The 25267-nt window shown below is 61.8% G+C and carries 19 protein-coding genes and 2 pseudogenes; 10 read left to right on the forward strand and 11 right to left on the reverse strand.

Going from position 1 to position 25267, the window contains the following annotated elements:
• The first annotated feature begins 12 nt into the window (after positions 1 to 12).
• Positions 13 to 378, forward strand: a complete 366-nt coding sequence (locus tag V5F89_RS03970) for a VOC family protein (RefSeq protein WP_338446959.1) — start codon at positions 13 to 15, stop codon at positions 376 to 378.
• On the opposite strand, the gene V5F89_RS03975 is transcribed toward V5F89_RS03970, so the two are convergent.
• Positions 370 to 504: a hypothetical protein gene (locus V5F89_RS03975; RefSeq protein ID WP_338446960.1), complete on the reverse strand. Its 135-nt coding sequence runs from the start codon at positions 502 to 504 to the stop codon at positions 370 to 372. The genes V5F89_RS03970 and V5F89_RS03975 overlap by 9 nt on opposite strands.
• On the opposite strand from V5F89_RS03975, the gene V5F89_RS03980 reads away from it, so the two are divergent.
• The gene (locus V5F89_RS03980) at positions 497 to 1525 is read left to right on the forward strand and encodes an NADP-dependent oxidoreductase (protein WP_338446961.1); all 1029 of its coding nucleotides are present in this window, start codon (positions 497 to 499) and stop codon (positions 1523 to 1525) included. The genes V5F89_RS03975 and V5F89_RS03980 overlap by 8 nt on opposite strands.
• A complete protein-coding gene (locus V5F89_RS03985; RefSeq protein WP_338446962.1) occupies positions 1522 to 2463 on the forward strand; it encodes a LysR family transcriptional regulator in 942 nt (313 codons plus the stop codon). The genes V5F89_RS03980 and V5F89_RS03985 overlap by 4 nt, the downstream gene beginning before the upstream one ends.
• Positions 2464 to 2550: 87 nt before the next feature.
• Here the strand turns inward: V5F89_RS03985 and V5F89_RS03990 are convergent, their stop codons facing one another.
• From V5F89_RS03990 to V5F89_RS04035, 10 genes and pseudogenes are all read right to left on the reverse strand, one after another.
• On the reverse strand, positions 2551 to 2799 hold the full coding sequence (locus V5F89_RS03990; protein ID WP_338446963.1) for a DUF2274 domain-containing protein: 249 nt from the start codon (positions 2797 to 2799) through the stop codon (positions 2551 to 2553).
• Between the two features lie 3 nt (positions 2800 to 2802).
• Positions 2803 to 3993 (reverse strand): TrbI/VirB10 family protein, encoded by a 1191-nt coding sequence (locus V5F89_RS03995; protein ID WP_338446964.1) that lies wholly within the window; start codon positions 3991 to 3993, stop codon positions 2803 to 2805.
• Positions 3990 to 5021, reverse strand: a complete 1032-nt coding sequence (trbG, locus tag V5F89_RS04000) for a P-type conjugative transfer protein TrbG (protein WP_338446965.1) — start codon at positions 5019 to 5021, stop codon at positions 3990 to 3992. The genes V5F89_RS03995 and trbG overlap by 4 nt, the downstream gene beginning before the upstream one ends.
• The gene (gene trbF / locus V5F89_RS04005) at positions 5018 to 5701 is read right to left on the reverse strand and encodes a conjugal transfer protein TrbF (RefSeq protein ID WP_338447509.1); all 684 of its coding nucleotides are present in this window, start codon (positions 5699 to 5701) and stop codon (positions 5018 to 5020) included. The genes trbG and trbF overlap by 4 nt, the downstream gene beginning before the upstream one ends.
• Entirely contained in the window at positions 5701 to 6996 is a 1296-nt protein-coding gene (gene trbL / locus V5F89_RS04010; protein ID WP_338446966.1) for a P-type conjugative transfer protein TrbL, read from the reverse strand. The genes trbF and trbL overlap by 1 nt, the downstream gene beginning before the upstream one ends.
• Positions 6997 to 6999: 3 nt before the next feature.
• Entirely contained in the window at positions 7000 to 7320 is a 321-nt protein-coding gene (gene trbK-alt, locus V5F89_RS04015; RefSeq protein WP_338446967.1) for a putative entry exclusion protein TrbK-alt, read from the reverse strand.
• Positions 7277 to 8017 carry a P-type conjugative transfer protein TrbJ gene (gene trbJ, locus V5F89_RS04020; RefSeq protein WP_338446968.1) on the reverse strand — a complete coding sequence of 247 codons (741 nt, stop codon included), beginning with the start codon at positions 8015 to 8017 and terminating at the stop codon, positions 7277 to 7279. The genes trbK-alt and trbJ overlap by 44 nt, the downstream gene beginning before the upstream one ends.
• Positions 8010 to 9053, reverse strand: a pseudogene (locus V5F89_RS04025) (conjugal transfer protein TrbE); the annotation flags it as partial. The gene trbJ and the pseudogene V5F89_RS04025, both read right to left, overlap by 8 nt.
• Positions 9049 to 9342, reverse strand: a pseudogene (locus V5F89_RS04030) (ParB/Srx family N-terminal domain-containing protein); the annotation flags it as partial. The pseudogenes V5F89_RS04025 and V5F89_RS04030, both read right to left, overlap by 5 nt.
• A gap of 128 nt (positions 9343 to 9470) precedes the next feature.
• Positions 9471 to 10667: a DUF932 domain-containing protein gene (locus V5F89_RS04035; protein WP_338446969.1), complete on the reverse strand. Its 1197-nt coding sequence runs from the start codon at positions 10665 to 10667 to the stop codon at positions 9471 to 9473.
• Positions 10668 to 11278: 611 nt separating this feature from the next.
• Between V5F89_RS04035 and V5F89_RS04040 the strand changes: the two genes are divergently transcribed.
• From V5F89_RS04040 to V5F89_RS04070, 7 genes are all read left to right on the forward strand, one after another.
• Positions 11279 to 13108, forward strand: coding sequence for an ATP-dependent nuclease (locus tag V5F89_RS04040; protein WP_338446970.1), 1830 nt, complete (start codon positions 11279 to 11281; stop codon positions 13106 to 13108).
• Positions 13105 to 14844 carry an ATP-dependent helicase gene (locus tag V5F89_RS04045; protein WP_338446971.1) on the forward strand — a complete coding sequence of 580 codons (1740 nt, stop codon included), beginning with the start codon at positions 13105 to 13107 and terminating at the stop codon, positions 14842 to 14844. The genes V5F89_RS04040 and V5F89_RS04045 overlap by 4 nt, the downstream gene beginning before the upstream one ends.
• A gap of 119 nt (positions 14845 to 14963) precedes the next feature.
• Complete coding sequence (locus V5F89_RS04050; RefSeq protein WP_338446972.1) at positions 14964 to 15350, forward strand: helix-turn-helix transcriptional regulator; 387 nt, start codon at positions 14964 to 14966, stop codon at positions 15348 to 15350.
• Positions 15350 to 16591 (forward strand): type II toxin-antitoxin system HipA family toxin, encoded by a 1242-nt coding sequence (locus tag V5F89_RS04055; RefSeq protein ID WP_338446973.1) that lies wholly within the window; start codon positions 15350 to 15352, stop codon positions 16589 to 16591. The genes V5F89_RS04050 and V5F89_RS04055 overlap by 1 nt, the downstream gene beginning before the upstream one ends.
• A 212-nt stretch (positions 16592 to 16803) precedes the next feature.
• Positions 16804 to 18405: an Eco57I restriction-modification methylase domain-containing protein gene (locus V5F89_RS04060; protein ID WP_338446974.1), complete on the forward strand. Its 1602-nt coding sequence runs from the start codon at positions 16804 to 16806 to the stop codon at positions 18403 to 18405.
• Positions 18380 to 21016 (forward strand): hypothetical protein, encoded by a 2637-nt coding sequence (locus V5F89_RS04065; RefSeq protein ID WP_338446975.1) that lies wholly within the window; start codon positions 18380 to 18382, stop codon positions 21014 to 21016. Before V5F89_RS04060 ends, V5F89_RS04065 begins: the two co-directional genes overlap by 26 nt.
• A gap of 17 nt (positions 21017 to 21033) precedes the next feature.
• Positions 21034 to 25263, forward strand: coding sequence for a DEAD/DEAH box helicase family protein (locus tag V5F89_RS04070; protein WP_338446976.1), 4230 nt, complete (start codon positions 21034 to 21036; stop codon positions 25261 to 25263).
• Positions 25264 to 25267: the final 4 nt, after the last annotated feature.

The raw sequence follows: 25267 nt of genomic DNA on the forward strand, positions 1-25267 counted from the left end.
AAGGAGGAAAGCATGCACATCAAATTCGCAGAAATACCGGTCTCCGATCAGGACCGGGCAATTGAATTCTACACCAAACATCTGGGCGCAAGCGTGATAACGGATCGCAACTATGGCGGTGATGGCTGGCGCTGGGTGGAGCTCGGCTTCGACGGAGAAAGAACGCATCTGTTCCTGGCGCACCGTGCGGACGATCAACCGTCGGACAAGCCGACCATGGTGTTCATCGACCCCGATGTGGAAGGCGTCATTAGCCGGCTGGAGAAAGCCGGTGTGGAAGTTATCACGCCGCCGCAGGAGGCGCCCTGGACGCCTGGCCAGACCTTCGCGGAATTCCGCGATAGCGAGGGCAACCGGATCGTTCTGAATTCACAATAGCGCGACTTCCCCTGAGTTCAGCGCGCTTGCAGTAACCGCGAAGTCGACTTCGGCGGGCAATCTCGTCGTCCGGGTCAGGTCGAGCGCAAGTGTCAGAGCGACGAGGATCGGCAAGAGGATGTACAATCGTCAACTCATCCTGCGTGAGCGCCCCACCGGGGCGGTTGAATTCGCGCACTTCGAGATGGTCGAAGCGCCGGTTCCCACGCTTGCGGCGAACGAGGCCTTGGTGCGGGTGGTCTGGCTCGGTATCGATCCGACGCAACGCACATGGCTCAATCCGACCGCGACTTATGCCGCGCCGGTCGCTGTCGGCGACGTGATGCGGGGGAGCGGAGTCGGCAAGGTCATCGCCTCCAGGTCCGAAAGATTTGCGGTGGGCGACTGGGTCGCGGGCGAGACTGGCTGGCAGGACTATGCGGTGGCCAGGAGCGAAGGCCTTGCCGGTTTCACCAGGATTCCCGAGGGGCTCGATCCCAAAGCCATGCTGTCGGTTTTCGGCGTCAGTGGGCTGACGGCCTATTTCGGAATGACGGATATCGGCCGTCCGGTTGAAGGCGACACGGTATACGTTAGCGGGGCGGCGGGCAGCGTGGGGTCGCTCGCGGGTCAGATCGCGCGGATCGAAGGCGCGCGCGTGATCGGTTCGGCGGGCGGCCCGGCCAAATGTGGATGGGTCACGGAGGCCGCCGGTTTCGAGGCCTGCATCGACTACAAATCGGAAGACGTCGCGGCCCGGCTCGGGAACCTGGCCCCCGACGGCATCGATATCGTGTTCGACAATGTCGGCGGTATAACGCTCGAACACGCGCTGGACAATCTGGCGACAGGCGCTCGCGTCGTTCTGTGCGGGAGCATATCGTCGGGCTATGGCGAAGCGGCCTATGGCGTTGGCCCGAGCAACTACATGCAGCTCGCCTTCAAGCGGGCGCGCATGGAGGGGTTTATTTTCCTGGACTATGTCGAGCGCTTTCCGGGCGCCGTTGCCGACCTCGCCAAATGGGTTGCTGAGGGTCGGCTGATCTACCGTGAGGATATTCTGGGAGGGCTCGAAAACGCGCCTGCGGCTCTGCAGGGCCTGTTCGATGGCCGGAACACCGGCAAGCAACTTGTGCAACTTTGCGATCCTAGTGAGGTGCGAACATGATCGGCCGTTCCCCAATGGATCTCCTGCGCCTGCGCTATGTCATAGCAGCGGCGGATACGGGAAGTTTTCGGAAGGCGGCTTCGAAGCACAACGTACAACAATCAACCATAAGCCGCGCGATCCGACAGCTTGAAGACCAACTGGGCGTCTCGATCTTCGAACGGAGTCGAACGGGAGCGTGTTTGACCGATGCAGGCCGTCGACTGCTGGAGGAAGCGCGAACAGCGGTCGAACTCCTTGACCTGGCGGCGCTGTCAGCAGGAGAAGCTGGACGTGCAGAGACTGGAATCGTTCGTGTCGGCATAATTTCCTCGCTTGCCGCGGGCTTTCTGCGCGAGCTTCTCTCCAGCTATTTCTCAAAGCATCCGAACATAGATGTCGATATTCAGAATGGCCGCCGTGATGAACATATCACCGCTGTCCAGCGCCGCTGGGTCGATGTGGCGATTCTGGCGGGTGTAAGCGACGTCGAAGGGTGTGACACGGTCGTCTTGTGGGAAGAACGCATTCACGTAGCGCTTCCATCAGATCACAGACTTGCCGATCGTAAGCAGGTCGATTGGCCGGACCTGTTCGAAGAGACTTTTATCGTCTCCAGAATGGGACCGGGGCCCGACGTCACTGACTTCATTCTTCGGCGCTCGGCCAGTCTGGGCGTGATGCCAAATGTCGTCTACAGAGCGGTTGTTCAGGAGACCCTCCTGCACCTCGTCGCTTTGGGACAAGGCATCACGCTTGTATCGAGTGCTTGGATGGCGGTTCAACTGCCCGAAATAGTGCTGCGACCATTGAGCGGGTCAGCTTCGATCGTCCAGTTCAGCGCTGTATGGTCGACTCAGAACGACAACCCCGCTCTTCGCTGCTTCATCAGTGTGGCACATGTTCTTGCTGGTCACGTACGCAGAGGTAGTTCCGACTGGGTGCGGCATTCGGTATAAGGGCGGTAGTATCGGAATGAGCGTGGCGTGTTCTAAATGACTGACAATGCCGGAAGCGCGTTCATCCGATAAACTGACCGTTCCGATCTACGGCTCCGACCGCCTTGGCGCTTCGCGACGCCGATGATCTTTCCTGGCCTTCGCAAATCCCCGATCGGTCGCCATGAACCGTGCCAGCATTGGGGAGATGAGTTTGGCCGGCTCGTTCTTCTGTCCGGTTTCCCGAGCCAGTACGTCAGCATAGGCTACGAGGTCCCGGTGGACATCTGCGGGCAGTTCGATATTCAGTTTGACAGGTTTGTCGTCAGGTATGGCGCCCAGTTTCAGCTTGGTCATTGATCAGCTCCGATAAGGTTCGAGGATCAGATCGCGCGTGACCATGACCCTTACGGGAAAACCCGGGCGGATGGTCAGCGTCGGTGGAACAGACATATGGCGGCGCACGATCTCATCACCGGCGCGGCCGACTGTGTCTTGCGTCCCCTCGCGAATGGCGCGGGCAATGTCACTCTCATTGTCGGCGCCAAGTTCCACACCGATATTGAGGACGGTGGCGAGACCGGCCGCCATGAACAAGCTGCCCCAGTGATGATCGACGCCGTCTTCCAGACCAGCGTAACCGGCTTCGTCGGCGCCGGGCTGGCGTTCAAGAGTAATGGAGCGGCCATTGGGCAGGATCAGCCGCGTCCATACCAGAAGCACCCGACTCTGCCCGAAGGCGACGCGGCTGTCATACTCGCCGATGAGGCGCGATCCCTGCGGGATCAGCAGGAAACGCCCGGTCGGGCTGTCATATACATGGGATGTCACCTGGGCGGTGATCTGGCCGGGAAGATCGGAGCGAAGGCCGGTAACAAGCGCTGCGGGAATGACCGCACCGGCCTGGACAACATACGGGCTCGGCGGATCGGTAAGCCGGTCGGTACTCGTCGTGCGGCGATCGACAGGTTCGTCGAGAAAGGCCTCGCGCCGTTCCGTCGCGTCCGGCGCGGCCGAAGCCGCATTGGCGGGAAAGAATGACTCGGCGGTGGGCGGAGCGGCAGCCACTTGCGCGGTTTGCGGCGGTTCCCGAACGGCGGTGTTGGCCTCGGCGAAGAGTTGGCTGAGGCGAGCCGCTTCCATTTCCTGGGCGCGGCGCTGTTCCTCCGGATCGGCAGCCGGTGTGGTGACCACTGGCGAGCGTACCGGCACACCGCGCTGCTGAGCCGACAGGATCGGCCGTCCGAGCTCGCCAGGCAGCGGCGGGCCGAGCTGCGGTACATCCGTGTAATCCGCCGGCAGGCGCGACAGGCCTTCAGCCTCCTGAATGCGCTCTGTGGAATAGAGCTCTTGCGGACCAACAACAGGATCGCGGTCCTGCAAGGCGACGATCAGGATGGCCCCGAGTCCCAGACCGCCAGCCGTTCCCAGAACCATGAGCGTCCGGCGAGAGAGCCGCATGACACGCGGCGGGTCAGCACGCAGTCTCAGCGATGCAGCGATTTCCTTTTCGTCTCGGGTCTCCGGTCCCGTCCCAGTATTTTCGGTCATTCGGGCCCTCCACCGGAGGCATGGCGTGCGGCTCCGCTCTGCCGCACGCCATCGGTGCGGACGATCCGTATCCGCTTCTGTTCGTCGCCGAGGCGCAGCTCGGCGGCGGCGAAGAGCCGGTCGACGATCATGTAGTTGCGGCGGATGCGGTAGTTGACGAGTTGGCCTTCGCCTTCGGGCCCAATGACAAAAAGTGGCGGCATCTCACCCTGACCGATTCCGCGCGGAAACTCGATGAAGACCTGCCGCCCGTCATCGAAGGCGCGCCGCGGCCGCCAGGGCGCGCGGTCGCCTTCGATCCGGTAGCGGAAGCGCAGAGAGTCGAGCGCGACGTCGCGTTCGATCGGCAGAGCAGCCTCAGCCTCGGCATTACGTCGCCTGAGGGCGATCAGCGCGTCCTCGGCATAGGTCCAGGAGACCGACGCCATATAGGCGGACGGATTCGCCCTCAGTTCGAGATGATAGGTCCGCCGATCCGTATTGATGACGAGATTGGTCTGAAGATCGGGCCGTGTCGGTTTGACGAGGATATGGATGCGCTGGGAATCGCCCGAACCGCTTTGCGTATCGCCGATAATCCAGCGTGCCGTGTCGCCGGCGGCGATGGGACCGGAGCCGGTCAGCTTCTCGCCAGGCTGAAGCGCGATGTCGGTGATCTGGCCTGGCGAGGTATAGACCTGATAAAGCGCACCCTCGCTATACGGATAGAGCTGGACGGCATTGATGAAACCGTCGCGCACCGGCTCCATTCGGGCGGCGGCGTTCGCCTCGGTCACGCGTTCGGCAGGATCGGTGGGCTCCGGCTCTCCCTCTTCGCCATCAACCGGCTTGAGCTGTCCCGGAAGGGGCAGCGGTTCGGTTCGCTCGACGATCCGCACCGGACGGTCCGGTTCCGGGAGAAGCGTCGCTTCGATGGCGGGTTCGTCATAGGCGATTTCGGGCGGCTTGAAGGTCGCGCATCCCGACAAAGTGGTGGCGGCCAAAAGGACGGCGATGGAGGCTTTGCGAGGCGAACGTGTTCTTGTCATTGGGCAGTCTCCCGGGACCAGTTGATGGCGTTGACGAAAATGCCGAGCGGGTTCTTGCGCAGGCGCTCGGCGTCGCGCGGCTGTTGCAGGACGATGGTGAGAATGGCGGTCCAGCGCTCGGTCGCAGCGAGTTGCCCGTTCGTGTAACGGCGCTCGATCCAGGCAATGCGGAAACTGCTCTCCGAAGCGCGGATGACGCTGGAGACCTCGACCGAGATCTGCGTTTCGCCGACCTTGGCGAAGGGGTCGTTCACGCGGGCATAGTCGTTGAGGGCGACCGCCCCTCTGTCGGTGGTGAAGTCATAGGCGCGCAGCCAGTTCTGGCGCAGCACGATCGGATCGGCGGGGATCTGGCGCACATTCTCGATAAAGCGCGACAGGTGATAGGCAATCTGCGGGTCTTTCGGGCGGTAGTCTGCGGTCGCGGGCGCCACAGCTTGCGCCGCGCCGAGCCGATCCACTTCGACGACATAGGGCGTGATCGTCCCTTGCATGGATTGCCAGGCCAAGGCTGCGCTGAGCCCGGCCGACAGCAGCAAGGACCCGAACGCCATCAACCGCCAGTTCCTGGCCTGGACGCGCGCCGAACCGATCCGTTCGTCCCAGGCCTGGGCGGCTTTCTGATAGGGCGTGACGGGCTCGGGTGTCTTGGAATAGCGAACGCTTGGACGACGGAACATCATGATTTCTCCGAAAGGCTGACGGCGGTCCCGCCACCGCTATGGTCGCCGGAGCGAATGACATGGGTGGCGACGGCGGCGCCGTGGTGAAGGGTCTGCTGGTGTTTCATGCGGCGCGCCCAGGCAGGCGGCCCGCTTGGTGATCCTGGCGCGGACGCAGACCTTTCGGGGGCGTTGGTGAACCCGCCGCCGGTGGCCTCGAAGGCAGCGCGCGAACCGGACCGGTAGCTCTCGCTCATCGAGCGGCGGAGCGGACTCGTCGCGGCGGCGACACCGGCCTCTCCGACACTGGCTATGCCTGCTGCGACACCCGGAGCGCCGCCGCCTGCGGAGGTGCTTCCCATGCGATAGGCGGTCGACGCCCCGCCGGCGAGTGCCGCCGTTCCACGAGCCCCGGCGCCTGCCGCGCCGGCGGCAAGCTTTGCGCCCGCCACGCCACCCATTGCCATGCCGCCTGCGGCGAGACCGGTTCCGACCGCGGCGCCAGCGCCGAGTTGCGGACCACCAGAAACGATCCCATTGGCGATGCCGGGGCCGAAAATGCCGAGCGCCAGCATGGAGAGCGCGGCGAGCACGATCGCCATGGCGTCCTCGATTGTCGGTTCGCCAGTGAAGCCAGCCGTGAACTCGCCGAAGATGGTCGAGCCGATGCCGATGATCACGGCGAGCACCAGCACCTTGACGCCCGACGAGATCACCAGTCCGAGCACGCGCTCGGCCATGAAGGCGGTTTTGTTGAAAAGACCGAAGGGCACGAGGATAAAGCCGGCCAGTGTCGCCAGCTTGAACTCGATCAAGGTGACGAAGAGCTGGATCGCCAGAATGAAGAAGGACAGGAGAACGACCAGCCAGGCGAACAGCAGGATGACGATCTGTAGGAAATTCTCGAAGAAGGACACGAAGCCCATCAAGTCGGCGATGGACGCAAGGATGGGGCGGCCAGCTTCGAGCCCGATTTCGGCGATGCGGCCCGGCTGGAGAAGTTCACCGGCGCTCAGGCTGCCGCCCGAAGCGATCAGCCCGAGGCCCGCGAAGCTTTCGAATACGATGCGGGCGAGCGCGTTCCAGTTGCCAATGATGTAGGCGAAGACGCCGACGAAGAGCGTCTTCTTGATGAGCCGGGCGAGGATGTCGTCGTCTGCGCCCCAAGCCCAGAAGAGCGCGGCGAGCGTCACGTCGATCGCGATCAGCGTCGTTGCGAGGAACGCGACATCGCCGCCGAGCAGGCCGAAGCCGGAGTCTATGTAGGAGGTGAAGACCTGGAGGAACCGGTCGATGACGCCCACGCCCTCCATCCTTTAATCCTCCTCGGTTCGGTCGGCAGGCAGACCGAGGAAGCGGCGACGATGCTCGGTCCAAGCGGCGCGGCAGGTTGTATCGGTATCCAGATTTTCCGGCGTTATCGTCCGGCACCGCGCTAGCTCTTCTTGCAATGGATCATCGCCCGCTGACGGCTCCACTGGCGCTTCTGGTGCGGCAGTGGTCGCCAACTCGACGGCTGCGAAGAGCGCCGCAAGGCCGCCGAGGCCGAAGGCGATGTGCCGAAGAATATGGTCGGGGGAGTTGCGCATCGGCCTACCGGAACATGGTGACGATGGTCGGCCGGTAGCCGCTTCCATAGTCGAGGAAGCGATAGAGGTTCTCGCGGGCCTGAGCCTCGGCGGAGGCCCTTCGGGCCGCGTCCAGCGCCTGCGCGCGGTTCTGCGCGGCGATGGCGGCGGTCAAATCCGTCATCTGCTGACTTTGCAGCGCGAGAAGCTGATTACCCGCCTGCGCCGCCTGCAGGGCGCCGGTTGCGCCCTGGCTCTGGGAAACAAGATTGCTGAGCTCGGCGCGCGTTCCTTCGATATTGTCGACGACGCCCGCCTGAACCTTCAGGGCATCTTCATAGCCGGCGACGGAGGTGCGCCAGCGCGCTTCGGCGTTGGCGATCATGTCGGCGAAATCGCCGTTCGCAGCCGCCTCGCCATACTGTTCGTTGAAAGCGGTCTCGATCTCCGAGACCTGATAGGCGATGTTCTGCGCCTCGTTCAGGAGATCCTGAGTGTGGGCGATCGTGTTCTGAAGCTGGGTGAGCGAGGAATGCGGCAGGCTCGCAAGATTGCGCGCCTGATTGATCAACATCTGCGCTTCGTTCTGAAGCTGCTTGATCTGATTGTTGATCTGTTCGAGCGTACGCGCGGCGGTCAGGACGTTCTCGGCATAGTTTGACGGATCGAACACGATGTCGCCAAAGCCAAACAGTGCATGAGCCGGTTGCACCGGCGCGAAAGCGATGGCGCCGGTCATCATGAGGGCGGCAAGTTTCTTACGCATTTGTATTCTCCTGGGTTTGAGATGAAGGATCTGGATCGGGGACCGGGCCGAGCAGTTCGACGGCCCAGTCGAGTCCGAGCTGGGCGAGCCAGGCGGCGGCGAAGCCGTCCCGCCCGTTTTCGGTGAGGATGTCGGTGATGGCGGTCTGGTCGGTTTTGGAGGATGCCGCGGTGAAGGCGAGCGCGACCTCGCCGAGGCCGAGCGAGAAGAGCCGGTTGCCCCGCCGCGACTGGCAGTAATAGTCACGCTTCGGCATGGCCCGCGCGACGATCTCGATCTGGCGCTCGTTGAGACCGAAGCGCCGATAAATCTCGGCGATCTGCGGCTCGAAAGCGCGTTCGTTCGGCAGAAAAACCCTGGTGGGGCAGCTCTCGACGATGGCAGGCGCGATAGCCGAATTGTCGATGTCGGCGAGCGACTGGGTGGCGAAGAGGACGGAGGCGTTCTTCTTTCTCAGCGTCTTCAGCCATTCGCGGAGCTGACCGCCGAACGTCCCGTCATCGAGCGCGAGCCAGCCTTCGTCGACGATGATCAGGCTCGGGCGTCCGTCGAGACGCTCCTCGATCCGGTGAAACAGGTAGGCGAGCACGGCGGGGGTCGCGGCCGATCCGATCAGTCCCTCGGTCTCGAACGCCTGAAAATCGGCTGTTCCCAGTTCTTCCGTCTCGGCGTCCAGCAACCGTCCAAAGGGGCCGCCCAGACAGAACGGCGCGAGCGCCTGTTTGAGCTCGGTCGACTGCAACAGGACCGAAAGACCTGTCAGGGTGCGTTCCTCGACGGGCGCCGAAGCGAGCGAGGTCAGCGCCGACCAGAGATGATCCCGCGCCACGGGGTCGACAGTGACACCTTCGCGCACGATCAGGTCGGACAGCCAATCCTGCGCCCAGGCGCGCTCGCTCGTCTCGTCGATGTTGCGCAGCGGCTGAAGCTGGACCGCCGCCTCATCCTCCGCCAACGCCCCGGCGAGATTCTGCCAGTCACCGCCGCAGGCAACCGTCGCGCAGCGGATCGAACCGCCGAAATCGAAGGCGAACACAGGGCACGGGCGCGGTGCGATTGAGCCGCTTCTGCTTGACCAGCAATTCGAGCGCCCGGTAGCGGCGTCCGCCGGCCGGGATCTCGAACATGCCGGTTTCCGCGCCAGTCTCATCCAGCACCGGCCGGACCGTGATCGAGGACAGAAGTGTGCGCCGGGCGATATCTTCGGCCAGCTCCTCGATCGAGACGCCGGCCTTCACACGCCGGACATTGGACTGGCTCAGCACCAGCTTGTTGAAGGGGATGTCGCGCGAGGCGCTGAGAGTGATTTTCTGAGACTTTGTCATGTCAGTTCTCCGCGACGGGCCAGCCGGGAGCCTCTCTCTCGACCTCCAAACCCGTCACGAAAAAACCGGCCCGCCTCTTCCTCTCCAGGAAGCGACGGACCGAAGACAGACAGAGCGCCGATTTCAGACTACGCCGCACGCTCCAGGAGTTTCTTCGCCTTGCCCTCCATATCGAGCCGGGCGTCCTGCTGAGGCTTCGACCGGGCCACGGCAGTGATGCCCTGCACAAAGTCGAACACGGACTCCGGCGGGCGGCCTTCCTCGGCGAGAACCGTCTCGACGATCCTGGCCGTTTCCGCCTTGGAGAACCCGCGCTTGCGCAAGAAGTCGGTGCGATCGTCGTCACTGCGGGCGACGATCCGCTCGCGCGCCGCACGGATACCTTCGACGAAGGGGTGTGGCGAGGAGTCGGCGAAGCGGGTCAGCGCCGGCGCAGCCTCGTGCGCGAAGCGGTTGGCGGCGTATTTGGAATGCCGGATGCTGATCTCCTGGAAGTCTTCGACGCCCCAGAGATTGCGGTTCTGGCAGACGGCGCGGAGATAAAAGCTGGCGATGCCGAGCGTCTTGGCGCCGACTTCCGAGTTCCAGCAATAAAATCCCCGGAAATAGAGGTCCGGCGATCCGTCCGGCAGCTTGCCCGCTTCGATCGGGTTCATATCGTCGACCAGGAAGAGAAGGACGTCGCGGTCCGAGGCGTAGAGCGTTGTCGTGTCCTTGGTGATGTCGACCATCGGGTTATAGACGCCGCTCGACCAGTCGAGCGCGCCGGGCACTTTCCAGCGCGTATCGCCGGTGCCATTGCCTGCGATCTTCTGCACGGCGGCGACGAGTTCGTGGTCATAGATGCGGCCATAATCCGGGCCGGTGACGGCGCGTAGCTCCGTGCGTCCGTCTTCGGTCTCCAGCGTCTTGATCTGCTCGGCGCGGTGCGAGGTGAGCCCGTATTGCAGATTGATGCCAGCAAGCGGCGCCGGAAGCTGGCGCAGATAGGCTGCCGGTGCGCTGACTAGGCTGGCGAGCTGGCCGAAGCTCCAATGGGTCGGGGCGACCGGAGTATCGGCGTTGGGCAGGATGAGCGCCAGGCTTTCCGGATCGTCGCGATGCGCCTCGACGCGGATCGCGGCGCTCTCCACCGTCCGCGTGCGGCTGCGCTCGGCGCGGCTTTTCACCGAGGCATGGAGCTCCGATAGAGACAGATAACGCTCGTCATCCGGCCGCGAAAACCACTCTGAGGAGACACGGCCGATCCGCTCTCCGCGCGAAATATCGACTTTGTAACCGCCGCTCGCGTCACGCCGGCCGTCCAAGATTTCAAGGTTCGTCATGGGTCAATCTCCGCGACGGGCCGGCCGGGAGCCTCTCTCTCGACCTCCAAACCCGTCACGGCGAAAGCCGCCGAACTCTTACTCTCTGGGGGCGTTGCGGGGTCTCCCCGCTCGAAGGGGTCGGCCGAGACTTCAGGATCGGCCGCAGGGAAGGCCTTCCCCTCCTGGCTTTCAGACCGCGAATTAGCGGCTTCCAATTTGCGGGTCGTTGAATTCCAATCAGCCGATATCGATGCCCTCCCGGTTTGGGGACCGGGGGACCGTGTTCGCCGCTCGCAACTGGACGGTATGTGCATGGGGATCGGGACGGGTTCTTTCTGGCGCCAACGCTCTCGGACGACGTCGCGCTGCATCTCGAATGCAGTGACATTTGCTCTGCTTCCATCGGTAAGTGCAGAGGTTTCATCGCTATACTTGTGGAGGTACTGTTAACCGGAAGTCCGGTTTGTCTTTTGTTTGTATGATACATAGCCTCACACGGTGGACGGCAAGGTGAGAGAATAGATATCGGTGGTCCAGCTCGATCTCAGCACGAGTCCACGACCTCCTTGAGACACACGGATTCCCGCGCCTTGCGGAACCTTGGAAAGTGGGAGTGGGGGGAACGGGAAATGAGAATACGCCGACTGAGGCTGTCGAACTTCCGAAGCGTTGCCGACGGTGAGGTGATCTTCCCGGGTCACACGGTCATCATCGGCGGGAACAGCGTCGGGAAATCGACGATGTGCGAAGCCCTGGACCTGTTGCTCGGTCCGGATCGCTTGTCGCGGGCATCACCGATCGACGAGCATGACTTCTTCGCGCGCCGTTACCTCGATGATGACGGCGACCCCATCGTCATCGAATTGGAAGTGGTACTCACCGGTCTTACTGCTGATGTGCTTACCAAGTTCCGAACCCACCGCGAATACTGGAACACGACCACGAACACGCTGCTGGATGAGACAGCGACGCCGGAAGATGTCGAGGCCGACGATGTCGTGCCGGCGCTTCGGATCAGGTTCGAGGGCGTCTACGACATTGAGGAGGACGAGTTCCGTGCGGAGACCTACTTCGCCAGTCCGCCGCCGGACGATGAAACCCGACGCGCCAGGGTCACGCGCCCCGCAAAACGTCAGTTCGGTTTCATCTATCTTCGCGCGCTGAGGACCGGCTCCAGGGCTCTCAGCCTGGAACGCGGCTCCCTGCTCGACATCATCTTGAAGCTCAAGGACGATGATCGCTCCGCCATGTGGGAGCAGACGCTCGGTGCAATGGAAGATCTGGATCCGGCGATTGACGCCATACCCCAGCTCAGAGCGATCCTGGACGAAGTCGACAGCCGCGTGCGCCGTTTCGTGGGTCTTTCCGATGATGATCGTGCCTTCCGCCTGTATCCGTCCGCGTTGACGCGAGAGAGCCTGCGTCGCTCGATTACACTGTTTGGTTCCTCGGAGCGCTCGAACACGCCTGTTCCGTATTGGTGTCTGGGGTCGGGTGTCATCAATTCGATGGTATTCTCGCTCCTGACGTTCATCGCGGACCTCAAGTCCAACGTGATATTCGCGATGGAGGAACCGGAGATCGCGATTCCGCCGCACACGCAGCGCCGCATTGTCCAGTTTCTCCAAAGGGAAATGGATCAGTCGATCCTTACGACCCATTCCCCGTTCGTGCTCGAGCAATACGATCCGGAAAACGTCATCCTTCTGGAAAGGGGCGGTGGCGGGACGGTCGCAGGCCGCCGCATCGAAGTCACCGGCATCAAGGCCAAGGCCTATCGGGGAAACCTTCGCCGCGTCCTCGCCGAAGCCATGCTCGGCAACGGTGTGCTTTGCGTAGAGGGTGTTTCCGACAGCGAAGCGATCTACTCCGCTTCCGCCATTCTCGAGAGGCATCGTGCCGAGGGCGCGTACACGCCGCTTGATCTGTCGGGCGTCACGGTGGTGCAGTGCGAGGGGGATGGCGGGCTGTTGCGCTACGGCGAGTTCTTCTCTGGCCTTGGCCTGAAGACCTACGCCTTCTACGACCGACAGAAGAATGAAGCGATCAGCGAGGAGATAATGGAGGTCTTCGATGCGGCCTGGGAGCTGGAGCAGACAGGGATCGAGTATCTGCTTGCCGACGAGATAACGGTCGACGTCATCCGCACATTCCTCGTCGAGGCTTCGGAGTGGGACGACTATCCGTACAACGCAAAGAACGCGAGCCTGTTCGAGTATGACCCCGGTGCGGATGACGAAGTTGTACAGGCACTCTGCAAGAGGGTTCTCAAGGCCCGGAAGGGTGCCGGCTATGCGCAGCGGCTGGTCGAACTTTGTACGGAAGCGGATCTGCCAGCCATCATCGTCGAAGCTCTGGAGCGCATCAGCGGGGATCTTCCCAACGAGCTTTCCGCCGGTGATGGAAATGATGATGAAGACAAAGATGATGATCCAGAAGCGCCCGACGACGAGACATGACCAATCCGGAAGGCCGCTTCGACCTCTGCGATAAACGCCGTGCCATTCTGGGTAATGCGGGTCACATGTTGGTGTTGGGTGGGCCCGGCTCCGGCAAGACGACCATCGCTCTCCTGAAGGCGAGACGCATGGTCCTCGAGCGACTGCAGCCGGAACAATCGGTCCTCTTTCTCAGCTTCTCCAACGCCGCGATTCGGCGCATTCTAGAAAGCGCGGGCAGCGTCCTGACGCGCGAAGTCAGCCGCCAGGTTGAAATCAAGACCTACCATTCATTCGCATGGGACATCCTGCAGTCTCATGGCTATCTGCTGTCATCACAGCGAAAGCTGGGGATCGTCGCGGCGCAGGACGCCGCCGTCATTCGAGCAGGGCTGGATGATGACGCGTGGCTTGCCGAGGAAGATCGGCTGTTTCAGGAAGATGGTCGCGCCACCTACGATCAGTTCGCGCCGCGCGCCGCGGATATTCTTGAGAGATCTGCCATCGTTCGCGATTGCTTTTGCTCGGCGCATCCGCTGATCCTGGTCGACGAGTTCCAGGACACCGATGAGGATCAATGGAGACTGGTTCGGGCATTGTCGGAGAACGCCGAGATCATCGCTCTCGGCGACACCGAGCAGCGAATCTACGCCTGGCGAAAGGGTGTCAGCCCCAAGCGTATGAATGAGTTTGCCGAAACGCTGGGCGCGGCCACCTACGATTTTCAGAACGAGAACAATCGCAGCCCGGCAACGGGCATCGCTGGATACGCCCGTGGTCTATTGTCTCCCGATGTCCGTCTTGAACTGCCCGATGACATTGCATTCAAGCGGTTTCGGCCGGGCCAGTTTGCGATTGGCGTTCGCGTCGGGCTCATCAAGGCGTGGAACGAGACCGTGAAGAGAGCGGGACATCGCGAAATCACGGTGGCGGTCGCCGCTCGCAGTCGCACGATGGTGCGCCTGATCTCGGATGCGTTGGCACAAAAACTCACGCTAGGCGTGAAGGAGCACGGGCCTGTTCCGCACGACGTGATGTTCGACCAGATGCAGATCACCCTTGCATCGCGGGTGATCGCCTATCTGCTGGCGTCGCAGCACGACCCGCGAGGTGAAAGGCTGGCCGGTGCGCTGGAAAGGATCAGCGCCGTTTTCCGTTCCTCCGGAAAGAAGACAGCGATCAAGACATCCGATCGCTTGTTGGGCTGGGCGGGGAAGTGCCGTGACGGAAAGGTGCCAGTCACGAAATGCGTCACCGCTCTGACGGTCGCACTTGATGCGATCGATGCCGACGGATTTTCAGGCTCACCGACCGAAGACTGGCTCCTGGTCCGCCGCGCCCTGGAGCGGGCCGACGCGGATGAACTGAAACGAACGGGAGATCATGCTCGGTATCTCCGATTGCTGCGGCGTGGATCGGCAATCGAGGATCAACTGGCGGAGCTGTGGAAGCAGACTGGAACCTACGCCGGCGCCGAAGCCGCGTTGGAAAATGCGATCCTGCAAGATCAGATGACGGACAGCCATAGCGAAGTCTCGAGCATTAGCGTTATGACGATGCATCAGCTCAAGGGCCGGGAATACGATGCCGTCCTTCTTATCGAGGACCAGCACAGGACATTTCGGGGGAGAGACCAGGAGCCGCCCTACATGGAAACACGGCGACTGCTGCAGGTCTCGTTAACGAGGGCTCGCCATTTCGCCTATGTCCTATCGGCAACGAAGAACGCCACGTTGGATGTCCTTTTCGACGACTGAGCACCCGTCTCTCCACTGACCGATCGGATTCGTATCCCTCCCGCGCCCAGCAGTTGCATATACTTGAACATTCTGATAACAGTCATATCTGACGATTAAATTCTGAATGGGCATCAGATATGGCGGTTAAGATAAGTTCCTTGAACGCGCGGCGAGCCCTTGAGGCTCTGGGTGCGAACATCAAGACGGCCCGTTTGAAGCGGCGCATCTCCATGCAGGGATTTGCCGAACGGGTCGGTGTGTCCGAGAGTACCATCAGCCGCCTAGAGAAGGGGGACGATGGCGTCAGCATTGGTACACTGGCGATGGCATGCCTGGTGCTCGGCGAGATCGGGCGGATTTCGGACTTCCTCGATCCAGGGTCCGACGATACCGGACTGCTGCTCGACAGAGCGGCACTGCCCAAGCGGATCGACCGGAAGCGAGGCTCAAGACGCGCTGAATCTGCGAAGGGGGAAAACACTCTTCCGGACGGTAGCGACGATGATGAAGGGGTCGGTTTCTAATGCCCGAAGCGATCGTCGCCCTCGGCGAAGGCAAGCGTATCGTTGGCCGTCTGCGGTTCGAGACCGACGGCCGGCGCCAGCATTCACAATTTGAGTATGCCGCCGAGTGGTTGGCGGCGCCCGACCGCTTCGCGCTCTCTCCCGGCCTGCCTCTGCGTGAGGGCGGCCATTTCAGCGCAGGCCGCGGCGATCGCCGTTCGGCGCTACCTGGTTGTTTTTCCGACGCCGCGCCGGATTCTTGGGGACGGGCGCTAATGACCAAAGCCTTGGGCGGTGGTCTCAGCGAGTTCGACTATCTGGTGCTGTCCGACGACCGCACCCGGCAGGGCGCGTTGCGGTTTCTCGGGGACGACATGGAGTCGTTATCTGACCTGACGCCGCCGATCCCGCGACTGGTCGAGCTCGACCGCCTGCGAGCGCTCGCGCACCGCTTCGAGCGCGATCCCGGCGGCACGGAGGAAGAAGTGCGCGATCTGGCCGGTGTCGCCGGATCGCTCGGCGGCGCCCGCCCGAAAGCCAATGTCGAAGGCGATGGACATCTGTGGATCGCCAAGTTCACCTCAGCCCAGGACACCAAGCCAGTCGAGCGCGTCGAGGTCGCCACGCTGAAGCTGGCGGCGAAATGCAGCTTGCGAGTCGCCGAAGCAAGACTCGAGATGCGCGACAGCGACAGCCCGATCGCGCTGATCCGACGGTTCGACCGCCGCGGCAATACACGAATTCCCTACATTTCAGCTCGGACCGCGCTCGACTGGGACAGCGACGAAGGTGGGTTCTACACGGACATCGCCGACGTAATCCGCCAGATTTCGAGCAAGCCCTCCGACGATCTGCATGAACTCTGGCGGCGGATCGTCTTCACGATTCTCGTATCCAACAAGGACGACCATCTAAAGAACCATGGCTTCATCTACGCAGGAGGAGATCGGTGGCGACTGTCACCGGCTTTCGACATCAATCCCTCCCCCTCACGGAACAGAATACTGGAAACCGGCATAATCCAAGGTGGATCGTTCGACGCCTCACTAGATATTGCATTCGAAGCATGCGAGTTTTTTGATCTAACACTGGCTAGCGCTAAGCTTGAAGCGTTTCGTCTAGCCAAAACAATTGCGGGGAATTGGAAACGAGCTCTTCTAGAAGAAGGATGTACCTCGGCGGACGTGCAGAGCTACGCAAATGCCTTCGAACATAGCGAGAGCGAGCTTGCGTTGGCCAATGGCGAGGAGGGAACAGTTTGATCCGTATGGAGGACTCCCGACAGGGAAGGCTGGCGCGCTCTGAGCCCGAGGCTGCCTATGCTTTACCGGGTTTGCATCCGGTCGCGAGTTCACCGACGGAGGAGGAGGACGCATCCGAGCAGACGATTAGTCGCCGGCTGTACGACCTGAGGCGGATTGCGGCATCGCTTCGAGCCGACGGCGTATCTCCACTCTCCGCATGCGAAGCGGTTATGGCCGATCGTCTGAAGAACGAAGCGGCCCGGCAGTTCTTCGTCGATCTGCCCGATACGGAAAAGCACTACTGGATATCGAGTCTGTATGCGCTCCTCATGCCGAGCGGAAGAAGGCAACGTCTCGCCGCCTATTTTACACCACCTCATCTGGTTCGGTACGTGCTCGATGTTCTGGCGAAATCCGGGGTACAGCCGGGTCAGCATAGGATTCTCGATCCCGCTTCCGGCGGCGCAGCGTTCCTCGTGCCGCTGGCGGCACAAATTGCGAAGGCCGAACGCGCGCGCTACACAAACCCGGAAACGATCCTTCGTATTGTCGAAACCTCTCTGGCCGGCGTGGAAATAGAGCCGCGCCTCGCCCAGTTATCGCGATTACTTCTGACGGACCTGCTCTGGCCAGAGTTGGCCGAGGCGCAGCGGGAATTCCGGGTCGGAATTCAGCGCGCAAATACGCTAAAGCTCGCACCTCCCGAGGAACTCTATGACGCCGTGGTGGGCAATCCACCTTACGGGCGCGTGTTCAGACCGTCTGACACCCTGCTGTCGGAATACGCTTCGGTCGTCACCGACGGCTACGTCAATCTCTACGCACTATTCATTGAACAGTCCCTGCGCTTCACGCGTCCGGGCGGAATCGTCTGTCTTATCGTCCCCATGTCTTTCGTGGGGGGAGCCTATTTTGCGGCTCTGAGAAAACGCATTCTCGAACAATCAGAGGTGCTCCGTGTTGATCCGATCGACAAGCGCAGCGACCTCTTCATGGACGTTCTGTACGATGTCTGCGTGCTCGTATTGAGGAAGTCCGCTCCTGAGGTGCCGCCAGTACTGGCCGAAAGCGCTCTTTTGACCGTCGGCAAGCCGCCGCGCCATCTGGGGCAGATAGACCTTCCCAAGAAGCCGGGTGACCGCATCTGGGCCCTGCCTGACGGGCAGCTCGACGACTGCCTTTTTCAGGACGGTCTCGAGACACTGGCGGCCTACGGATACCTGGTCAAAACAGGATATTTCGTATGGAACAGAGAAAAGGAACGCTATCGCGCCGGCTTCAGTCCCCGTGCGAACGAGGTTCCCCTGTTCTGGGCTCATAACATTCGTCCGAACGAAATTTGCCAGCCCTATGACAGAGACTCCGCTACCGACCGTATCGGCATGGTGAGGATCGCGAAGGACAGCACGGCTTTGATTGCTTCCGACGCTATCCTTTTGCAGCGGACGACAAACAGAAGGCAGAAGCGCCGGATCATCGCCGGTGTCGTTCGCAAAAGGCTGGTGCCGGGCGGCCGGGGATATGTGAGCGAGAACCACACGATCATCGTAGTTCCTGATCCTGACAAGAAGCAGGCGATCACGCTTAAAACCTTATGCCGGCTTCTCAATACGGAAGCGGTGGACGCCCGGTTCCGGCGAATCTCGGGTTCGGTCAGTGTTTCCACAAAAGCGCTACGGCAGCTCCCGCTGCCAACCCCGGATGCCGTCCGCGAAGCGTTCGCGGTCATCAAGGATGATGAGGCCGCCGCGGTGCAGGCATACGCTTCCTCGCTTTCCGGCGCTGCGAGCCAAGCGACACCATCAGATGGCGGGGGCGGTGATGACGGCTAGCCCGAACGCCTCACTTTCCCCGGCACCCGAGCCCGCCGGGGCCTACACGGGGATACCCTTGCGGCGGCGTAGCGCACCGCAAGATGTCCAGCATCTTGGCGCTTCCGCAGAAGAGGTTTTGCACCGGTTTGACGAGGCAATCCGCTCGGGAACGAGCGAGGCGCTGCTGCTCTGGCCTCAACGTCCGGACGGCGTGGCCGTCTTCCACGCGCTGGCGGCTCTTGGCCGGATCGGAACCTGCGATCAAACGCCGCTCGCCACACTGCTATTCCCGTGGAGCCGCGGCGTCGGCGGCACACAAAGAACGCTTCTGGTCGACCGGGATTTTCTTTCGGCGACGACGTTGCCCGCGCTCAATCGGGCGCTGTCCGCTCCCGGTCCCGTCTTCGGCTATTTGATGGCCCTCCATAGCCTCAAGCATGTCTTCTCCAGCGGAAAGAAGGATAAGCGCTTCAAGGCGAAACTGGAGGCCGATCCGGGCGTCGTCCATCCAACGTTGTTTGAAATCACCCCCCAACACGGCGTGCAAAATTCCGGGTTTCGGCCCTACGGCGATCAGTTTTTGCGGCGGCTGAGACGCCATACATGGATCGGCGATCAGTCAGCACATATCGAGGCCGCGACAGATCCCTCAAAGACGCCGTTTTTCCTGTTCGGCGTTCACGCTGACGCTGTGCGCGTGAAATTGTTGCGGGATGCGGGCCTTGATCCGCGTCACGGCGGCCGAGTGCCTGACATCGTTCTACTTGATCTCACCCACCGGGGCCGCAATCGGCTGGGCGCGGGCTGGAGGCAATCTCTCACGCGGTTTTTTGCCACCACCTGCGATCTCTATGCAGCTTCGCAGGCGCCGCCGATCCTTGCCGTCACCGATGATGTGTTTGTACTCCGCTCCCTCAGGTGGGAGATCATCAAGGACTATGAGCAGCGTCGCGGCACGCGCGGCGCTCGCGACAAAAGGCCGGAAGCCGCGCGGCTGGTTCTTCATCCCAAGCCTGATCCATTGGAACAGGAAGTCATTCGTCCAGGTGCCCTGTCGGCGCTGAAAGCCGAGGTTTACGGCTCCGACGTTCTCAAGATCGTCGAGTCAGCCCTGAAGCTCAGACGAGCTCTCCTGGCATCGGGGGATGACGAAATCGCGGATGCCGTCACCACCGCCATGCAGGTAGCCCAGAACCTGATCGGTCTGCCAGGCTCACCGAAAGAGTTTCATGATTTTCTGATCGAGAACTATGAGGGCTATGAACGCCAGAAGATGGGGGCACGTTATGACCCTCTGGCCCCTCGAAGCCGTATCCAGTCCGCCCTCCAGCAGGGACTTGCCGGCGTCAATCACAAGCACCTGTCCCAGTTTCTCGACGCGTATGACAAGCTCCGCAAGATTGCCGATTCCGACAATCCGGGAAGCAAGCTCTTTGACAAGTGCATCAGCGAGCTGGTGCAGAAATCAACGCGCTCGATTGTCGTCTTTTCGAGCGAGTTGCTGCGTGGTTTTGCCGAGTGGCGGCTGGATTCCGATCCGGCGATTTCGCGACATGTCGGGCGCAAGCTGCTTCTGGTTGATCGCCGGGAGGCTATCGAAGAACTGGAACTCGATGGGCAGGAACTGAAGCTCTTCCACCGGATCGTCTTCGTGGAGCCTTTCCCGGATGATCTCCTTCATGTCCTTATGCGGCCATGGCTGCCCCAGAATGTCATTATTCTTGCCAACCTCGCCCTCGCCGAGCAGGCGCGCCGCCGCATCCATATTCTGCGTGACCTTGAGGGCGCCGCGCCCATTCTCGACTTGCTCGCGGCCGTAGAAACCGAATTCGCGCGGGTCCTGCAGGGGCACAGCGTGGAGGTGCCCGATCTCGACACGCCGCCAGCGCTACCGCGACTGGGGACGCTCGATCTGACGACCGCCAGCACCTGCGGTTCCGGCTCACCGCGGCTCATCAGGACATCGGGGGATCTTGAAATCCGGGCGTTCGACGGTTCCGAAATGGCGGCCTATGATCCGGAAGCCTTGCAGGTCTTTTCAAGAAAGGTCGCGAAGGATCTCGTACCCGGCGACCAGATATGTGTCTTCAGCTCCGATTTTGTCAGCATGGCGCGCGAAAAGCTCAATCTCTCCGCCAATGCTTCGGACATCCTGCCCCTTTATCACAAGGCGGTGGCAGATACCGTGCAGGAACTGCCCGGCGCGGACATGACCTCGAAGGCGCACGCCCTTCGCGCACGTATGCGCGAAAACAATCCTGATCTGGAATTGCCGACCGTTCAGGCCGTGCGGCACTGGATAGACGTGGCCGCTCTGATCGACGCGCCGCGTAATGAAGTGAGGCCGCAAGCGCCGCGCAACCGCCAGCACTATCTGTCTTTCATGTCGGCGCTGGGGATCAGCGAAGATGTTGCCCGTCATTACTGGGACTGGGGAATTTTCTGGACCCGCTCGATGCGTATCCGCAGCGGCGCGGCGTTCCATCAGGTCTTTATGGGTATTCTTGTCGATCCGCACGCCACGGCGTCCCGGCTTCCCGAAGCGCGGCGGCACGATGTCTGGCGCATCTACGAGACAGCCGAACACCACGTGGTCACCGTGGAATCCAACGAACTGGAGGCAGGGTAATGGTCAGGATTTCCGACATGAAGCTTCCGCAGGAAGTGGCCAGCCGCGTTAGCGACGCCAAGGAAGGTCTTGTGGACGCGCTGCTGAACCTCACGTGGCAGAGAGTGAGCGGCGCGGGCGATGAGGGGGAGGTTGTTTACGGCACGAAGCCGTCGCTGCGCTTTGTCTCGGGTTTTTTACTGCCGCGTTACGAGGAGACCGGCCAGCAGGACGAGACGTCGGACATCCATCTGAGTACGCATGGACTTGATCTTCAGATTACTGATGACGCGGAAGGCCAGCTCACCGTCGAAGCGCGCTTTGCGATCTATATCCGCGCGCTCCCCGACTGGAAGGAACTTGTCAGGCCTGAACTCGACCTATTTCCGAATCCGCCCCTTCGCCGGGACCTTGAGCAGCATATCCGCGATGAAATGAAGGCGCGCCTTGCGGAAGCGAAAGTATCCGAGGCCGCGAAGCCGGAAGAGGAACGGCGTTCCCATCGGGAGCTTCAGCAGGAGATTTACCGCGCGCTTCTCGGAGAAAACGGCGTCGAAGTGTCTCCAGACGGTATGGTGGCGGATGCCGAGGAGAACGTGGCAGACGACACTGATGCCGATCAGGAGACGGAGAACGGGGAAGATAACGACACGGATGAGGAGATCGGCGGCCGCCTGCATACGCCGCGCGGCCATTACATCTTTCACAACGACAACGCCGCGCAGGACGTGGACATTCCGCAAAAATGGCGCCGGCTTCCGGTCAATCTCGAACCGCTGTCCATCGAGCTTTCGGAGGACAATCAATCCCGGCAGGCTGCCATCGCCGCGTGGGTTTCCGCCATGCGGGCAGCGGTCAAGGCCACGGTCAGGAACTGGGTGGAAAGCGCTGACGGCCGCGATTGGGCCTATCGCCCGGCCACCATCCGACCCAGCCATTTCCGGACGGAAGAGACGTGGAATGCCTTTCTGACGGAGCTTCGCAAGAGCGCGCCCGTGATTGATGACATTGCGCCTAACCTCGACGGTTTGTCGCTGACGATCCAGGACGAGAGCGACCTGCGCGATCCGCGCCGCCGCAATTTACGGATCATGCTTGAGAACAACGGCCGGGACGCTCCCCGCCGCCGGCGCGAACGTTTCGAGCAGGCCATTCATCAGGTTCGGATCGTGGTTGACCTTCCGGCGGCGGTGCATCGTCCTCTCAGGCTTGATCGTGTCGAGGCGTCGTACCGTTTCCGGGACTTTCTCTCCTATCCTGCAATCGGCATTAACTGCGGGGTTTCGGAAAAGCAGATCGACGGCCAGCTGCATCTCGCTACCAACTGGATGCCGCGCTATCACCAGCCCCGCATTGTCCCGAATGCTATTGAGGGCGTGCCAACGGAATTCGCGGTCCTGGGCGGCGAGGATTTTGATCCGGCCTTGTTGCGGCCGCTGATCGAAGCCTACGACGACTGGATTTCGGCGGAAGAATCCACTCTCGACCCTGCGCACGGCGTCAAAGATCAGGACGAAGCCCAGCGTGAGCGGAAAAAATTCGAGGGCGATATCGCGAGCTACCGGCGCGAGGTCCGCAGGATTGCTCTTGGCATCGATCTTCTTGAAACTGCCTATGGCAAATTCAAGGAAGACGCATCGGCGTCGGAAGCGATGCCGTACAGGGCGTGGCAGCTTCTCAATCAGGCGTTTCAGGACGCTGGTGCCGCGCGGGGCATTACCGGCTGGCGGCTGTTCCAGCTGACATTCATCCTCGCCCACATTCCCACCATCGCCTCGCGCATGCCTGCGTATGCAAAAGAGCCATGGTTCGATTCCGACTTCGACGAGGAAACCGCGACCCTCCTCTATTTCCCGACAGGCGGCGGCAAGTCCGAAGCATTTTTCGGCCTGCTCGTGTTCAACCTCTTTCTTGACCGCCTGCGGGGCAAGCGCATCGGCGTGACAGCGCTGATACGATACCCGCTCCGGCTTCTCACACTTCAACAGGCACAGCGGCTGCTGGCGATCCTCATGCGCGCCGAGCTGTTGCGCCGGCGGGCAGGGCTAGAGGGCGCACCCTTCGAAATCGGCTTTTGGGTGGGGCGCGGGAACACGCCGAACCGCACGGACGACGACCGCCTTGATCCGGTGCCGCGTATGGGCAGTCCCAAACACGAAAACGACGAGACGACCAGCGCGTCGTACCGGGAGGTCAACGAGAGTTTCAACAAGATTCCGGTCTGCCCGATTTGCGGAGAGCATACCGGATTGCGTCGCATCTCCTGTCCCGTGGACGAGGAGATCGCGATCGTTTGCTTCAACAAGACCTGCAGCTGGAACACGGCAACGGAGAACAGTCCCCTTCCTTTCCTGATCGTGGACCGGGACATCTACCGCCATGCGCCAGCGGTCTTGCTGGGGGTGATCGACAAGCTCGCCCTGATCGGTCAGCACCCTGCCACCATCAACCGCGTCATGGGCATGTTCGGCCTGGCGCGCTGGCAGGAGCGCGAAACCGGCAGGCTGGTCATGCCCACGCGGCGCATGCTCAGGGACGGTCCGGCCGCCAATGGCTGCGAACCGCTGGCACCCGCATACGAGCAGGGCCGCGACGTTTTTCTTGATTCGTTCCCCTCGCTTATCATTCAGGATGAGGCGCATCTGCTGGAAGAGAGTCTCGGGACGTTTGCTGGGCTCTTCGAGACGATGTTGGAGCAGCTCTTTGCGCGGACCTCCGATATTCTGGGTGACCGCGCCGCGCGCGGTCCTTCTGCAGGAAGCCCTGTGCGCCTTCCGAAAATCGTCGCCGCCACAGCCACGGTGAGCGTGCCGGAGCAGCAATTCGGCGCTTTGTACCAGCGGCGTCATATGCATTTTCCCTATCCGGGTACGTCCATTTACCGGTCTTTCTATGCCGTACCGGCAACGCCCGCGCGGACGGAGCGCCGCGGGCTGGGTGGTGGGGGGCCGCGTGCGCCGGAAGTCGAAGCGCCGTGGATGCGCGTCTATGCCTCGATCATGACCAACGGGCGTAATCACACGGTTACGACTGTGAGCGTGCTGGCCGCGTACCACCTCGCAGTTACCGAGCTCTGGCTGGACCTGCTCGATGAGACAAGGCGCGACGATGCGGCCGACCGCATTCTGGGCGCACTCACGTCCGATACGCCCCTTGCCATATTCCATTCCGATGCGATCGAGGCTTGCGCGGGTCAGGACCCCAACATCCTGCCAACGCTGCTCGACCTGATGCGGATTTCGCTCACCTATGTGACGAACAAGAAGGGTGGCGATCAGGTCATCGACGCATTCAGGGAGGAGGTGGCGAAGCTCCATCGCCGACACGGGCGCGACATGGTTCAGGTCTATACGCGCCTTATCTCCGGCGGCGTCGACGTGGCGGAAATTCAGGAAATCATGCGCGAGGCCGAAGGGGAAAACGGGCCGGGCGATCCGTTTCCCGATCTTTCCCAGTCGCTGCGGAATATCGTGGCGACCTCGGCGATCTCTCATGGCGTTGACGTGGACAAGTTCAACGCGATGTTTTTCGCGGGAATGCCTAACGACATAGCGGAGTTCATACAAGCGTCCTCCCGCGTAGGACGCACGCATGTCGGCTTCAGCCTCCTGATCCCGACGCCCCACGCGCGGCGCGACCGCTACATCGTCGAGACGCACGACGTATTTCACCGCTTCCTTGAACGGATGATCGCCCCACCGGCTATCACGCGCTGGGCGGAGAGCGCACAGGAACGCGTGCTGACCAGTCTGTTCCAGTCATGGCTTTGCGGCTGGGTCGAGCAGAAGCTGTTCAGCGAAAAACCGGAGAGCGAAAAGGTCCGCGCTCCTGCTTTTGAGACCGTGAGCGACGTGAACCGCCTGCTGACGGGGCCGGACATGCCCGATGCCGCCGATGATTTCATGGACTTCGCGGTGCGCGCGCTCGGTGTCCGGGGGCGGGGCGCAGACCATATCGGCGGCGCGTTCCACCCGGACTACTACGAGGATCGTATCCGCAACCTCGCCAAGCAGCTTATCGATGAATTCCGCACCGAGTATGCGACGACGCGGCTGGGGGACTACTGGGATAACGCGCCGGTTGGTCAGCGTCCCATGATGTCGCTGCGGGATGTCGATGAAGCCGGCCGTTTCTTGGCGGCGCGGCACTTCCGGGAGCGTAAGCTCAGGGGCGAGGAGGAGAAGGCCGTTCTCGCGGAGGCCCTGCGCATCGTCAGGCGTCAGGCCGGACGCGTTAGCGAACTCGATAGTGATTCCGGGGAGCTGTAACGCC

The organism is Pelagerythrobacter marensis, assembly GCF_036700095.1.
Classification (GTDB): domain Bacteria; phylum Pseudomonadota; class Alphaproteobacteria; order Sphingomonadales; family Sphingomonadaceae; genus Pelagerythrobacter; species Pelagerythrobacter marensis_A.

Excerpts from the sequence above, each read along its gene's own strand:
- V5F89_RS03980 (WP_338446961.1), top strand. The coding sequence starts at position 497 with ATGTACAATCGTCAACTCATCCTGCGTGAGCGCCCCACCGGGGCGGTT.
- V5F89_RS04060 (WP_338446974.1), top strand. The coding sequence starts at position 16,804 with ATGGCCGATCGTCTGAAGAACGAAGCGGCCCGGCAGTTCTTCGTCGAT.
- V5F89_RS04065 (WP_338446975.1), top strand. The coding sequence starts at position 18,380 with ATGGCGGGGGCGGTGATGACGGCTAGCCCGAACGCCTCACTTTCCCCG.
- V5F89_RS03970 (WP_338446959.1), top strand. The coding sequence starts at position 13 with ATGCACATCAAATTCGCAGAAATACCGGTCTCCGATCAGGACCGGGCA.
- trbF (WP_338447509.1), bottom strand. The coding sequence starts at position 5,701 with ATGTTCCGTCGTCCAAGCGTTCGCTATTCCAAGACACCCGAGCCCGTC.
- V5F89_RS04070 (WP_338446976.1), top strand. The coding sequence starts at position 21,034 with ATGAAGCTTCCGCAGGAAGTGGCCAGCCGCGTTAGCGACGCCAAGGAA.
- V5F89_RS04045 (WP_338446971.1), top strand. The coding sequence starts at position 13,105 with ATGACCAATCCGGAAGGCCGCTTCGACCTCTGCGATAAACGCCGTGCC.
- trbL (WP_338446966.1), bottom strand. The coding sequence starts at position 6,996 with ATGGAGGGCGTGGGCGTCATCGACCGGTTCCTCCAGGTCTTCACCTCC.
- V5F89_RS04035 (WP_338446969.1), bottom strand. The coding sequence starts at position 10,667 with ATGACGAACCTTGAAATCTTGGACGGCCGGCGTGACGCGAGCGGCGGT.
- trbG (WP_338446965.1), bottom strand. The coding sequence starts at position 5,021 with ATGACAAGAACACGTTCGCCTCGCAAAGCCTCCATCGCCGTCCTTTTG.
- V5F89_RS03990 (WP_338446963.1), bottom strand. The coding sequence starts at position 2,799 with ATGACCAAGCTGAAACTGGGCGCCATACCTGACGACAAACCTGTCAAA.
- V5F89_RS04040 (WP_338446970.1), top strand. The coding sequence starts at position 11,279 with ATGAGAATACGCCGACTGAGGCTGTCGAACTTCCGAAGCGTTGCCGAC.
- V5F89_RS03985 (WP_338446962.1), top strand. The coding sequence starts at position 1,522 with ATGATCGGCCGTTCCCCAATGGATCTCCTGCGCCTGCGCTATGTCATA.
- trbJ (WP_338446968.1), bottom strand. The coding sequence starts at position 8,017 with ATGCGTAAGAAACTTGCCGCCCTCATGATGACCGGCGCCATCGCTTTC.
- trbK-alt (WP_338446967.1), bottom strand. The coding sequence starts at position 7,320 with ATGGAAGCGGCTACCGGCCGACCATCGTCACCATGTTCCGGTAGGCCG.
- V5F89_RS03995 (WP_338446964.1), bottom strand. The coding sequence starts at position 3,993 with ATGACCGAAAATACTGGGACGGGACCGGAGACCCGAGACGAAAAGGAA.
- V5F89_RS04055 (WP_338446973.1), top strand. The coding sequence starts at position 15,350 with ATGCCCGAAGCGATCGTCGCCCTCGGCGAAGGCAAGCGTATCGTTGGC.
- V5F89_RS04050 (WP_338446972.1), top strand. The coding sequence starts at position 14,964 with ATGGCGGTTAAGATAAGTTCCTTGAACGCGCGGCGAGCCCTTGAGGCT.